Here is a 13,375-nt window from a genome sequence, read left to right on the forward strand (position 1 = left end):
AAGTCCGGATGGGAAGGAAGGTAGATTTAAAGATGTTGGAAGCACGTATTCGAAACACTTCGCTTCGAGACAAGATCATTACCGCTGAACAGGCCGCGAGCCTTATCCAGGACGGTATGGTCGTCGGCATGAGTGGATTTACCCGCGCTGGCGACGCCAAGGCTGTACCCGTTGCCATGGCTGCCCGTGCTGCGACAGATCCCTTCAAGATCACGCTGATTACTGGCGCTTCCCTCGGCCACGACGTCGACAAGATTCTTACAGAAGCACACGTGCTTTCGCGGCGCATGCCGTTTCAGGTCGACAGAACCCTGCGTGCCGCGATCAATCGCGGCGAAGTGATGTTCATCGACCAGCATCTTTCCGAAACTGTAGAGCAATTGCGCTCAAACCAGATCGGTCCTATCGACTACGCCGTGGTCGAGGCTCTTGCCATCACCGAGAGCGGCGGAATCATTCCCACGACATCGATCGGCAATTCGGCAAGTTTTGCCATTCTGGCCGATAAGGTCATCGTTGAAGTGAACCTTAATCAGCCTATGGCGCTTGAAGGTCTGCACGACATCTATATTCCAACGAAGCGCCCTTCCCGCGACCCTATACCGGTCACGGCGTGCGACAGCCGCGTCGGCCTGCCCTATATCCCGATCCCACCGGAAAAGATCGCAGGCATCGTCATCACGCAGGAAAATGACAGCGCCTCGACCGTGGAACCGGCCGACGGTGAAACAATAGCCATTGCGGGCCATCTGATTGAATTTCTGATGCAGGAAGTCGCTGCCGGACGTCTTGATCTGACGCTCAATCCGCTTCAGGCTGGCATCGGCACCATTGCCAATGCCGTATTGAACGGTTTTGCCGATAGCCCGTTCCACAATCTGCGCATGTATAGCGAAGTGCTGCAGGACAGCACCTTCGACCTGTTCGATGCCGGAAAGCTCGACTTTGCATCAGGATCATCGATCACGCTCAGCCCCGCCTGTGGAGAGCGTGTCTTCAACAATATCGACCGTTACCGCGACAAGCTTATTCTGCGCCCGCAGGAAATCAGCAACCACCCGGAAGTCATCCGTCGTCTCGGCATTATCGGTATCAATACCGCGCTCGAATTCGACATTTATGGCAATGTGAATTCCACGCATGTCGACGGCACACATATGATGAACGGGATTGGCGGTTCAGGCGACTTTGCCCGTAACGCCTTCATCTCGATCTTCGTGACCAAATCCGAAGCCAAGAACGGCGCGATATCGTCCGTCGTTCCGATGGTCACGCATGTCGACCATACGGAGCATGACGTGGACATTCTGGTAACGGAACAGGGCCTTGCCGATCTGCGCGGCCTCGCCCCTCGTGAGCGGGCCCGTGTCATCATCGACAACTGTGCGCACCCGGATTATCGCCCACAACTCAACGATTATTTCGACCGCGCTTGCGCACGTGGCGGGCATACGCCTCATCTAATTGAAGAGGCTTTCAGCTGGCATCAGCGCCGCCGCGAGACGGGCAGCATGCGTAGCTGAGTATCTGAAAAATCTTGCACTGTTCGGTGCCAGCTTGATTTAAGTTATTGCTTACAAAGCGGAACCTTCTTTTCCTTGGAACGTTAACCGGCACATCGTTTTTGGATTGGAGACGATGTGCCGCTAGCAAGAGCCCTGCTCTTTCTTTCGGTTTGAACGGGCTCAATCGGCGGCGTCGAGGAACGGTCGTCGGTTAGGCAACGCAACCCCAAGTTCCGGGAAGGATCAGACCGCCTATGTCCATCCTCATCAGCCTTCTGATAACAATTCTTGTTATCTTCCTCGTACTTTATCTCATCAACATGCTGCCTCTGGATGCCAAGGTCAAACAGATCGCTCAAGTTATCGTGATCATTATTGGCATCATTTCGCTTCTGAAATATTTGGCGGTCTTCTGATTCAAGCCATCAGCAGTCATAATGCCGGCGAAATCCCGGCCAAAATCCCGGAGTGTCAGGCCGCTCCGGGATTCGTTACAATGCCTTACCCAGTGTATTTCCTGACTTATATTAGCCACTTACGATTTATGTCTCGTTGAGACGGTTCTTTTAAACATAGTTGTGCTTAATTACATTTCCTCGTAACATATATTCGCTATGCTACCTGTGATTGTGTCAATAATGGCACTCATAGACAAAAAATTGCAAGAAGCGCATGGTGGTATCTTTCCCCTCTCCGGCGTTCCTTTTATAAGGCCCACAAAATAAATGCCCGTTCTTAATAGGGATCAGGCGCGGGTCGTAGATCATCCTCACTCAGGGTTGGGAGCGCGAGGAAATGAAGAAGACTGCTCTACTAAAAGCAGCCTTGATAACGTTGTCTGTCGTGTTGTTCTCTCTCGGGGCAACCTCGATAGTGGCGTTTACTTCTGGCGTCACGCCTGGCATCGTCGCGCTCGGCCTCAGCGCGGGCATTCCCGCAGCCACGGCCTTCCCTTCCCTTGCCTATATTTTTCATCAACATAGCAAGTTGCAAGACGCATATCTCCAGCTTGAAAAAGCGCATGTCGAACTGCAGGCACGGTCACGGATTGACCACATGACTGGTCTTCTCAATCGTGAAGCGTTGTTCGAAGCCATGAAGATTAGCCGCTCCCGCATCGAAACCGGCACCTTGCTCGTTATCGATGCCGACCATTTCAAGGCGATCAACGATACGTTTGGCCACGGCGTCGGCGACCGCGCATTGAAGCTGATCGCATTCGCGCTTCAGAATGTGACGCGAAAAGGCGATCTCGTCGGCCGTATCGGTGGGGAAGAATTCTGCGTTTTTCTGCCGGGCGCCAGTGGAGAGACCGGTATGCGGGTTGCACAGCGCATACGCGCAGAAGTAGAAAATACGCCGTTTCACACAACGGAGTATCAGGTCTATCCGTTGACGATCAGTATCGGTGTTGCCTCTGCGCCGAAAAATGAGACGAACTCGCAGGTACTCAGCCGCGCTGATCGCTGCCTCTATATTGCGAAGCAGCGCGGACGCAATTGCGTGGTTTTCGACGAAGAAAGTGGGCGCCTTGCCAGCGCATCTGTCGTTTCTATCGTAAGTGCTCGGGAAGTGGCGCGCGGATAGCGCCGCGCTTCATTCCCAGGGTTCTATTACCTCTTCGGACCAACCGACCGGCACGAATCCCATTTTCTGATAGAGTTGCAGAGCTCGTGGGCTGTCGAGCGTATTGGTATGGATCGTCACCTTTTCCGGTCCATGCGCCCAGGCTGCGGAAATGGCCTCACTCAGGAAAAATTTTCCGAGACCCCGCCCCTGAAAATCATCGATGAGACCGAAATAGACAATCTCGGCAGCCTCCGGCAAAGCGGTCAAGTCGAGTTCGACAAATCCAGCGGGACAGCCTTCTGCATAAAGAACGTGGATTTCAGTCGTATCTGCATGAATTACGGCTGCAACTTCCGCATCCGTCTGAACACGGCGCATCATCCAGTGATGCTTACGCCCGATCTGTTCATAGAGATAGCGGTAGTAATGGACCGGCATGGCACCCGCGCGCATTATAGCGAGGCGGATACCAGACGGCACCGGCACCTGAACTGCCTGACGGGCAGACATTTCCAGGTGGGTGATGCGGGCGGTCAGTTTTCCGGTCATGCTTATTCAGCTTCACCGGTGACAACTGGTGTATCCTGCCTGCTTCCCCATTCACTCCAGGAACCGTCGTATAGACGATTATCCTTGTGGCCGACCGACGCCAGTGCAAGCATGATGACCGCTGCGGTCACACCAGAGCCACAGCTCGTAACGACCGGTTGTGAGAGATCAACACCGGCCTCGTCGAAAATCTTGCGCAGGCTTGCAAGGTCCTTTAGCTCACCGTTTTCAGACAAAGTGCCAACGGGAACGTTGCGTGCACCGGGCATATGGCCGGAACGCATGCCTGCCCGTGGCTCGGCATCGCGTCCGGTGAAGCGCCCGGCTGCGCGTGCATCGGCGATCTGCGAGCCTCGCTCGTCCACGATTTCGCGCATCTGCACGAAATCGACCACTGCGGCCTCGTCGAATGATGGCGTGAACAGCGTTGGCGCAATCTTCGTAGCTTCTTCGGTCACCGGATAACCAGCCTTTTTCCAGCCGTCGAAGCCGCCATCAAGTACATAGACATTCTTCACACCCATCACGCGGAACATCCACCAGACGCGCGGTGCGGAAAACATGCCGACTCCGTCATAGACAACAACTGTCTCATCAGCCGTAATTCCCATGGCACCGACATGCTGCGCAAAAAGCTCTGGCGACGGCAGGGTGTGCGGCAGACCGGATTCCTTGTCGGCAATCTTGTCCTGATCGAAGAACACAGCGCCTGAAATATGTGCAGCGTTGTATTCTTCCTGCCCGTTGCGTCCAGCAGCCGGGAGATACCAGGAGGCATCGACAATCGCGATGCCCGGCTTGCCGAGCCGTTCTTTCAACCAGTCCCGTGAAACGACGAAGGCGCTTTTCTCTACCATGGGTAAACACTCCTCAAGCATGTTTCGTAAAACCGGGAAACACGCAGAAAACAATGGGTTCAGGCTTCTGGCAAGGGGCCAAAGCGAATGCGGAACCGGCGGTTTTCCTTGCCCTTTTTCTCGATCTTGCCGATGTGGATTTCACCCACTTCCTGCGTTTCGGAAACGTGCGTACCACCGCAAGGTTGCGAATCCACCACGCCGTTTTCACCGATAAGAACAAGGCGTATGCGACCGAGCCCCACTGGAGGACGCACATTCTTCGACTTTACGATATCCGGATTTGCAAGGAATTCTTCATCGCTGATCCAGCGAATGGCAACCGCGTCATTGGCATTCACCCGCTCCATGAGCCTTTCGGTCACGAATTCCTTGGTGTAGCTCGGATCGGGAAGATCGAAATCAACGCGACTTTCATCCTCGCCCACCGCAGCGCCGGTAATCGGAAACGGGCAGACAACGGAAAGCAGGTGGCAGGCCGTATGCATCCGCATCAGCTTGTAGCGACGCGGCCAGTCAAGATGCAGGACCAGCTTTTCACCGACAGTGGGCGAAGCCTGTCCTTCTGCCGGAACATGAATGATTTCGTTCTTGTTTTCGCCCGTAACGGTTGCCGAAATCTCGATACGAGAACCATCCGCGCGCTCGAGAAAGCCGATATCCCCCGGTTGGCCGCCGGAGGTCGCATAGAAGTTTGTCTGGTCGAGAATAATCCCGCCCGTCTCGGTAATGGCGAGTACCGTGCCCTCCGCCGTTGAAAGATAGGAATCTTCGCGGAAAAGCGCTTCGGTCTCGTATGCCATGATTATCCCTCGAACGGTATGTCTATCTCGGTCTTCCTTTCCAGCCATCCCGGCACTGGCAGGTTCTTGCCACGCAGGAAAGCAGGATTGAACAGCTTGGACTGGTAACGATTACCATAGTCGCAAAGCACCGTCACAATTGTGTGGCCCGGCCCGAGATCTTTTGCAAGCCGGATTGCGCCTGCAATATTGATACCCGAAGAACCACCGAGGCAAAGTCCCTCATTTTCCACGAGATCGAAAACGATATCGAGCGCCTCCGCGTCGGAGAGGCGATAAGAGAAATCGGGGGTGAACCCCTCAAGATTGGCGGTGACACGCCCCTGCCCGATGCCTTCGGTGATCGAGTCGCCTTCGGCTTTCAGCTCGCCTGTCGTATAGAAGGAATGGAGTGCAGCTCCATATGGATCGGCAAGTGCGATCTTGATATCGGCATTGTGGTCCTTCAGACCGAATGCGGTGCCGACAAGCGTTCCACCCGATCCAACAGCGGCGACAAACCCGTCCACCTTGCCGTCAGTATCCCGCCAGATTTCCTGCGCCGTTGTTTCGATATGGGCCTGCCGGTTGATCGGATTATCGAATTGATTGGCCCAGACCGCGCCGTTCGGCTCGCTTCTGGCAAGTTGTTCGGCCAATCGTCCCGACAGACGCACATAATTGTTCGGGTTGCGATAGGGGGCAGCTGGAACTTCAATCAGTTCGGCGCCAAGCAGGCGCAGCGCGTCCTTCTTTTCCTGGCTTTGCGTTTCGGGAATAACGATAACTGTCCGATAGCCAAGCGCTTTCGCGACCATCGTGAGGCCGATGCCGGTATTGCCGGCCGTACCTTCAACGATGACACCACCGGGTTTCAGAAGCCCGCGCTTTTCGGCATCGCGAATAATATAGAGCGCTGCGCGGTCCTTCACCGACTGTCCGGGATTGAGAAACTCGGCCTTGCCATAAATTGCGCAGCCGGTCAGTTCGGAAGCCTTTTTCAAATGGATCAATGGCGTATTGCCGATTGCGTCGAGCACCGATTGGAACATGGCTTCCGTCCTTCCTGTTTTGAAGAGGAAATTATGAGGAACGGCCCTGCCCTTCAAGCAAGCATGGAATATTTTTCCAAGCCATTACGCAAATTGAAACCCATCCTACGCTCATAAATAGAAAAGCCGCCCGAAATGGGCGGCTTTTTGAAAAAATATTCAAGGCAAGCTTACGCTGCGCGCTGTCCGCCATCGCCGTTGGCATTGCGGCGCTTGCGGCGGAACGGACGCTTCGCTTTCGGAGCGGCTTCACCTGCTGCGTGACCGCCTGTACGATGGTCGCCTGACTTCGGGGCTGCACGACGCGGCTTCTGCGCCGTTCCGCCCTTGCGATGCTGGGTCTTCTGTGGGCGTTCGCCCGGAGCCGCTGCGCGCGGTGCCGGAGCAGGTGCAAGCTCCACAGGTGCATCCTTGATCGGAAGCTTGTTACGCGTCACACGCTCAACCGCTCTCAGCTTGGATTCTTCCGCTGCCGGATCATAGAGCGTGATCGATGCGCCGCTAGCGCCATTACGGCCGGTACGGCCAATACGGTGCACATAGGTTTCCGGCTCGTCAGGCAGATCGTAGTTCACGACGTGGCTGATACCCGGCACGTCGATGCCGCGTGCAGCAATGTCGGTTGCGATCAGAATCCGCAGCGATCCATCACGGAATCCGTTCAGCGCGCGCTGACGTGCATTCTGCGACTTGTTGCCGTGGATGGCAGCGACTTCATAGCCATCGCGTTCCAGATGACGGACGACTGCATCGGCACCATGTTTCGTACGGGTGAAGACGATGACCGAACGCATAGCCTTGTCACCCAGCAGCGCGGAAAGAAGACGGCGCTTCTCCTTGGTGTGCACAGGATGCACAACCTGCGTGATTTCAGCAGCCGTCGTTCCCTGCGGAGCGACTTCCACACGAACCGGATCACGCAGCAAGCTTCCTGCCAGCGACGCGATTTCCTTCGGCATGGTGGCCGAAAACAGCGCGGTCTGACGATCGGAATGCGTCGCTTTTGCAATGCGCTTCACATCGTTGATGAAGCCCATGTCCAGCATACGGTCCGCTTCGTCGAGGACGAGCCAACGCGTCTGCGAAAGGTCTACCAGACCGTCACGCATCAGATCGGTCAAACGACCAGGCGTGGCGATCAGAACGTCGATGCCCGGTGCGATGCGCTTGATCTGGGACAGCTTGGAAACGCCGCCCAACACAAGCGCTGTCGAGATATGCGCGTGTTTGGAAACATTGCGGATCGTCTGTTCAATTTGCACGGCGAGTTCACGCGTTGGTGCCAGGATCAGCGCGCGTGCAGTTTTTGGACGGCGCTTGTCGCCAAGGCCGATGATCTTCTGCAGGATCGGCAGGCTGAAAGCTGCGGTCTTGCCGGAGCCCGTCTGCGCGATACCAAGAATATCGCGGCCTTCAAGCTGGTGTGGAATCGCCTGCAACTGGATCGGCTTCGGCTCGGTCATGCCAGCGGCTTCGACGCCCTTGAGCAAAATGCCGGTAACGCCGAGAGCGGCAAAGCCGCCCGTAATTTCTTTTGTCAATTCAATCTCTTTCGGCGGCACCATGATGTCATGGTCCGCATACAAATGCCGGTCAAGCGCAACTTGCCGAACTCTATCTGTTCAATGATAACGACAGGACGCCGAAGCTTGTAAACTCCAGGCGACTTGCGCTGCCGTGCCCGAACATTTTCTCGGGTCTCCCCGCTTCCGGACCATTCCGGGAGACAGAGGCGAGACGCAACAAGTCCAATGCCGGGAAAGCCGACGAACACGTCGGCCCATGCGCCTGACGCGGCATATGGGGTGTTTTCGTCCAAAAAGCAACTGATTTCGCTTAAGGCACCGAAATCAGATGATGAAATCAGCGAGCACCTGATTGTCCGTTATGTCCTGATAGGCCCAACCGGCTTCTGCGAATTTCTTTTCCAGAAGCTTGAAGTTCGCTGCGTTCTTCGTTTCGATGCCGATCAGAACTGAACCGAAATTACGCGCAGATTTCTTCAGATATTCGAAACGCGCAATATCATCTTCAGGTCCCAGAAGATCAAGAAACGAGCGAAGCGCGCCCGGCCTTTGCGGGAAGCGGAAGATGAAATATTTCTTCAAACCTTCGAAGCGCAGTGCACGCTCACGAACATCCGGCAGGCGTTCGAAATCGAAATTGCCGCCCGAAACAACAATGACGATGCGCTTACCTTTGAGGTCGCTCTTCTTGAAATCCTTCAGCGCATCAATGCCGAGCGCGCCCGCTGGTTCAAGCACAACGCCCTCAATATTAAGCATTTCGATGATTGTTGCGCAAAGCCGGTTTTCCGGAACAGTTATAACAGTTTTCGGATCGAACCCTTTGAGAAGTTTGAAATTTTCTTTTCCTATCTCGGCAACAGCTGCACCATCGACGAAATTGTCGACATGCGTAAGTTTGATACGCTTGCCTGCTTCAAGGCTCCCTTTCAGGCTCGCTGCGCCCTGTGGCTCGATAAAGCGGAAACTCGTCTTCCAGCCCAGATCTGAAACATATTGCGTAACGCCGCCGGACAATCCGCCGCCACCGACAGGCAGCAGAATAAAGTCGGGCTTCTTTCCCTCCGGCAACTGCCGCTCGATCTCAAGCGCTACCGTCGCCTGCCCCTCAACGATACCGGGATGATCGAAAGGCGGCACCATCACGCCTTTCTGGCTTGCGGCAAACTCCTGCGACGCGGCATAGCAAACGTCGAAAATATCGCCCACCAGCTTAATTTCAATGAATTCGCCGCCAAAAGCGCGGGTCTTGTCGATTTTCTGCTGCGGCGTCGTAACCGGCATGAAAACGACACCCTTGCGGCCAAAATGGCGGCAGACGAATGCAAAGCCCTGCGCATGATTGCCTGCGGAAGCGCAAACGAACACCGCATTCTTGTCGGTCGTTTCGACCGCCTTGGAGATGAAGTTGAAAGCGCCACGAATCTTGTAGGATCGAACCGGTGTGAGATCTTCGCGCTTGAGCCAAATTTCCGCACCGTACTTCCGTGAAAGGTAATCGTTGAGCTGCAGCGGCGTTTCAGGAAACAGCGCGCGCATTGCCTTTTCGGCCTCGGATACGGATTTGACGAAGGCGGTCATTATTCGACTTTCTGCATTTCCTGCTGGATTTCCGCCCATGGCTACATGGGTTTGACAATGCAGACAAGGTTGAAGCTCGTCAGGTCGCCAAATCAACGATTTAGAGTAAGCATATATTCGGCAATACTAACTGTTGATGTTAACAGGCTTTGTGGCTTGAATTCGTGACACAAATCATGACATAGACGTGGGTAATTGCTGCGGTCGTGGCGAAATTGGTATACGCAACGGACTTAAAATCCGTCGTCTTTTAGACTTGCGGGTTCAAGTCCCGCCGACCGCACCACCTCCTCCTTTTGCGCTCAGTTTTCCCATATCCGCTCCAGGCAACCTCGCCTTGACAATTTGCTGCCCTATCCTCCAGTTTTCCCCTACTCGAAACAGATGCAGACGGAACAATGGAAGAGCAAGCCACACAGTTGATCGCAAATACAAACGCATTCGTTCTCCAGATGTACGACCTTCTCATACGATATTCAGTCTCCACACTCGGTGCGCTGATTATCCTTTGCGTCGGCTGGATACTGGCCGGAATCCTTCAAAAATGGACCATACAGTCGCTGTCGAAAATTCGCGGCTTCGACCAGACTCTGGTCGGATTCTTCGGCGCTGTCGTCCGCTACAGCATACTCGTCATTATTCTGGTCATGGTTCTCGGGCAGTTTGGCGTCCAGACCGCGTCCATTCTCGCAGCGCTAGGCGCCATTGGCCTTGCTATCGGCCTCGCCCTTCAAGGTACGTTGCAGAACATCGCAGCAGGCATCATGATTCTGGTCCTCAGGCCATTTCGCGTTGGTGAATATATCAGTGCAGGCACCGTCGTCGGCACCGTGCAAGACGTCGGCTTGTTTGCGACGGAGCTCAAAACCATTGATGGCCTTTACGTGCTGGCACCCAATTCCTCTCTTTGGAATACGCCCGTCACCAATTACAGCCGCATGAAAACCCGCATGCACGAGTTCAAGGTGGGGATTGGCTACGAAGACAATATCGATCAGGCCTTCGCGATCATAAAGAAGATTGTCGAAGATCAGAAAGGTGTTCTCTCAACACCCGCACCGGCCTATTTCGTATCGCAACTGGGCGACAGTGCAGTCGTTCTCAGCGCCAACTACTGGATAAACAGCGCCGATTATGCGCAGGTGTCGCGCCACACAATCAAAACGGTGAAGATCGAATTTGACAAAGCCGGGATCAACATCCCTTATCCGCAAATGACTTATCATGTTATTGAAAAAGATAATAAAACAGAAACAGTTAACTGATCTTTCTAACTATTTTTTCAGAGAAGCCGCAGATTGAATCTGCGGCTTTTCAATAGCTGCTACTCCACTCAACTGTTCAGCTTGGCAGTGATTTCCGCAACACGCTTGCCCTGAAACCGCGCCCCGTCCAGTTCCTGTTCCGAAGGCTGGCGCGAACCGTCGCCATCTGCAGTTGTCGTCATCCCATAGGGAGCACCGCCGCGCACCACATCATTTCCCATCTGCCCCTGATAGGCATAGGAAAGCGGGACGATAATCATGCCCTGATGCTGCATCTGCCACTGTGTGGAAATCAACGCCAGTTCCGCGCCACCATGCTGCGTGGCTGTGGAAACCATCACCGACCCGACCTTGTTAATGAGGGCACCCTTTGCCCAGAGACCGCCGGTCTGGTCGAGGAAATTCTTCATTTGAGCCGCCATCATGCCATAGCGGGTAGCGGTGCCGATGATGATGGCGTCGTAATCCGCGAGTTCAGCCGGCGTGGCAATCGGCGCATCCTGATCGATCTTATAGTGCGAGGCTTTCGCGACATCCGGCGGAACCAGTTCCGGCACCCGTTTGATCGTGACCTCCGCGCCGCCTTCGCGCGCACCTTCAGCCGCCGCCTTGGCCATTTTCTCCATGTGACCATAGGCCGAATAATACAGCACCAGCACTTTAACCATGTGACGTCTCCATATCCCGATTTGTGAGGTCCCAACCTCGACAGGTTCAATTAGGGGAGCCGCCTTCTTTGGAAAGGCGCAACTTCTCGCACACGAATAAAATGCTGCAATAAAGCAGTTGCAGCCTTGTCCTGCTGGCGCTTAACTGATGCCAGAAAATGGAGTCTGGATATGACCAACAATCCGCAGCAAGCCGTCAAGGCAGCCATGCTGGCAATTGGCGACGAGCTTCTCTCAGGCCGCACCAAGGACAAGAATATCGGACATCTCGCCGATGTCCTGACAGCGGCGGGCATTGATCTCAAGGAAGTACGGATTGTTCCGGACGAAGAAATCGCCATCGTCGCCGCTTTGAATGCACTGCGACCGCATTATGACTATGTTTTCACGTCCGGTGGCATTGGCCCTACCCATGACGACATCACCGCCGATGCGGTTTCTGCGGCCTTTGGCGTGCCTTGTATCTATGACGAAAAAGCCATGAAACTGCTTGGCGACAATTATGCAAAGCGCGGGCTGGAATTCACCGACTCGCGTAAGCGCATGGCGCGTATGCCGCAAGGTTCTGAGCATATAGCGAACCCGATCTCCGCCGCACCCGGCTTTCATATCGGCAATGTCTATGTGATGGCAGGCGTGCCTTCCGTGTTTCAGGCAATGCTCGACAATGTACTGCCGACACTGAAGACCGGCCGCAAGCTTCTGTCCAGATCAGTGCTTTGTCCTTTTGGCGAAGGCGTGATTGGCGCGCGCCTGACGGAAATCCAGAAAGAAAACCCCGACACAATCATCGGTTCCTATCCGAAATTCGAGAATGGGCGCTTCAGCACGGAACTTGTCGTCCGCGGGAGCGATCCTCAAAAAATCGATACGGCAATTGATGCAATCGAAAAAATGATCTCGTCGCTCGAAACAAAAGGTGCCGCTTAATCCTTTGCAACCTTTTGCCCGCGCAACTCGTTGCACTATATGCTAAAATAGAAACACAGCCGGAAGGAGTTCGGTCATGTCCTACAAGACGGTGGTTGCCTATTCTCGCAGTGAATCCGAGTTGAAGCGGGTTGTGTCCGCCGTTGGACTTCTAAAGCAGAAGGTGCCCGATATTCACGTCATCGGGCTTTATTCAATCCCTTCGCCCATCGTCTATGCCGACCCGAACGGCTTCATCGATCCGGGAATGTTCGAACTGCATGACAAGCAGCACAAGGAACTTTCCGAAAGACTGAAACATCTCTTCGAGGAAGAGATGCGCCGTCAGGGCACCAACTATGAATATCGCATCACGCGATCCGAAACCGGCACCGCTGCTGATGGCGTGCTGACTGCTTGTCTTGGAGCCGAATTGCTGATCGCCGGGCAACCCGACCCCGACGATCCGGCCACCAACGACGAAACCGCCGATACGATTGTTTTCAATTCCAGCTGCCCTGTTCTGCTGGTTCCCTATGCACCGGTGCTGCAGATGGTTTCGCTCGACCGGATCGTCGTCGCCTTTAACGGCAAGCGGGAAGCGGCCCGGGCCGCTTTCGACGCCCTGCCCTTGATGAAACATGCCGACAGAACGGAAATCGTTTGGGTCGATCCACCGGAAATTGAAGGCGAGGATCAGGCTTTGGCGAGCCACGATATTGCGGAATCACTGTCTCGGCATGGGATTGATGTGACGACCACAGCACTGGCATCCAACGGACGTTATGCGCAGGATGCGTTGAGGGAACATATCATCGCTGAACGCGCTGATCTTTTCGTGATGGGCGCTTACAGTCATTCCCGGTTGCGTGAACTGGTCTTTGGCGGAGTGACGCGCTCCATGCTGAACGAGCTGCCCATTCTCACGCTTTTCTCGCGTTAGAAGACACGATTGAAGCCAGTTTGATCCGGCAATTGGCCAACAACTGGCCGACAACTAGCCTGTGATGACACGACACGCTTGCAAGAACACCATTTTTGCGGTTATCAGCATCACCCGGCGCTGACTGTGCCGGGTGGAGAGCCTTTTCCTCTCTTGCCGCCCGCCTGAA

General features: G+C 54.6%; 13 protein-coding genes and 1 tRNA gene. 7 read left to right on the top strand and 7 right to left on the bottom strand.

Translation table 11 applies throughout. The features are described from left to right. Positions 1–32: 32 nt before the first annotated feature. From OHI65_RS15725 to OHI65_RS15735, 3 genes are all read left to right on the top strand, one after another. The gene (locus OHI65_RS15725) at positions 33–1,523 is read left to right on the top strand and encodes an acetyl-CoA hydrolase/transferase family protein (protein WP_040129276.1); all 1,491 of its coding nucleotides are present in this window, start codon (positions 33–35) and stop codon (positions 1,521–1,523) included. A gap of 236 nt (positions 1,524–1,759) precedes the next feature. After that, entirely contained in the window at positions 1,760–1,921 is a 162-nt protein-coding gene (locus OHI65_RS15730) for a Thivi_2564 family membrane protein (protein WP_010660091.1), read from the top strand. 379 nt (positions 1,922–2,300) lie between these two features. Then, entirely contained in the window at positions 2,301–3,092 is a 792-nt protein-coding gene (locus OHI65_RS15735) for a GGDEF domain-containing protein (RefSeq protein WP_012092042.1), read from the top strand. Positions 3,093–3,101: 9 nt separating this feature from the next. On the opposite strand, the gene OHI65_RS15740 is transcribed toward OHI65_RS15735, so the two are convergent. The 6 genes from OHI65_RS15740 to ilvA form a co-directional block, all read right to left on the bottom strand. Beyond that, complete coding sequence (locus tag OHI65_RS15740) at positions 3,102–3,623, bottom strand: GNAT family N-acetyltransferase (RefSeq protein ID WP_125300249.1); 522 nt, start codon at positions 3,621–3,623, stop codon at positions 3,102–3,104. 2 nt (positions 3,624–3,625) lie between these two features. Then, positions 3,626–4,480, bottom strand: a complete 855-nt coding sequence (gene sseA, locus OHI65_RS15745) for a 3-mercaptopyruvate sulfurtransferase (protein ID WP_125300248.1) — start codon at positions 4,478–4,480, stop codon at positions 3,626–3,628. A gap of 59 nt (positions 4,481–4,539) precedes the next feature. Further along, entirely contained in the window at positions 4,540–5,283 is a 744-nt protein-coding gene (locus OHI65_RS15750) for an alanyl-tRNA editing protein (protein WP_125300247.1), read from the bottom strand. 2 nt (positions 5,284–5,285) lie between these two features. Next, positions 5,286–6,314, bottom strand: coding sequence for a cysteine synthase A (locus tag OHI65_RS15755; RefSeq protein ID WP_125300246.1), 1,029 nt, complete (start codon positions 6,312–6,314; stop codon positions 5,286–5,288). Positions 6,315–6,484: 170 nt separating this feature from the next. Then, positions 6,485–7,879 carry a DEAD/DEAH box helicase gene (locus OHI65_RS15760; RefSeq protein WP_185757962.1) on the bottom strand — a complete coding sequence of 465 codons (1,395 nt, stop codon included), beginning with the start codon at positions 7,877–7,879 and terminating at the stop codon, positions 6,485–6,487. A 285-nt stretch (positions 7,880–8,164) separates the two neighbouring features. Continuing rightward, on the bottom strand, positions 8,165–9,424 hold the full coding sequence (gene ilvA, locus OHI65_RS15765; RefSeq protein WP_029376102.1) for a threonine ammonia-lyase IlvA: 1,260 nt from the start codon (positions 9,422–9,424) through the stop codon (positions 8,165–8,167). Between the two features lie 197 nt (positions 9,425–9,621). Between ilvA and OHI65_RS15770 the strand changes: the two genes are divergently transcribed. Further along, positions 9,622–9,707: transfer RNA gene (locus tag OHI65_RS15770), tRNA-Leu, on the top strand. 112 nt (positions 9,708–9,819) lie between these two features. Further along, on the top strand, positions 9,820–10,686 hold the full coding sequence (locus tag OHI65_RS15775) for a mechanosensitive ion channel family protein (protein ID WP_012092036.1): 867 nt from the start codon (positions 9,820–9,822) through the stop codon (positions 10,684–10,686). Positions 10,687–10,754: 68 nt separating this feature from the next. Here the strand turns inward: OHI65_RS15775 and wrbA are convergent, their stop codons facing one another. Next, the gene (gene wrbA / locus OHI65_RS15780; protein ID WP_010660082.1) at positions 10,755–11,354 is read right to left on the bottom strand and encodes an NAD(P)H:quinone oxidoreductase type IV; all 600 of its coding nucleotides are present in this window, start codon (positions 11,352–11,354) and stop codon (positions 10,755–10,757) included. Positions 11,355–11,525: 171 nt separating this feature from the next. On the opposite strand from wrbA, the gene OHI65_RS15785 reads away from it, so the two are divergent. Together OHI65_RS15785 and OHI65_RS15790 are read left to right on the top strand one after the other, a co-directional pair. After that, positions 11,526–12,284, top strand: a complete 759-nt coding sequence (locus OHI65_RS15785; RefSeq protein WP_125300245.1) for a competence/damage-inducible protein A — start codon at positions 11,526–11,528, stop codon at positions 12,282–12,284. A 76-nt stretch (positions 12,285–12,360) separates the two neighbouring features. Beyond that, a complete protein-coding gene (locus OHI65_RS15790) occupies positions 12,361–13,206 on the top strand; it encodes a universal stress protein (RefSeq protein WP_125300244.1) in 846 nt (281 codons plus the stop codon). The last annotated feature ends 169 nt before the right edge of the window (positions 13,207–13,375 follow it).

The sequence above is a fragment of the Brucella sp. MAB-22 genome (assembly GCF_025908475.1).
In the GTDB taxonomy this organism is placed as follows: Bacteria; Pseudomonadota; Alphaproteobacteria; order Rhizobiales; family Rhizobiaceae; genus Brucella; species Brucella anthropi.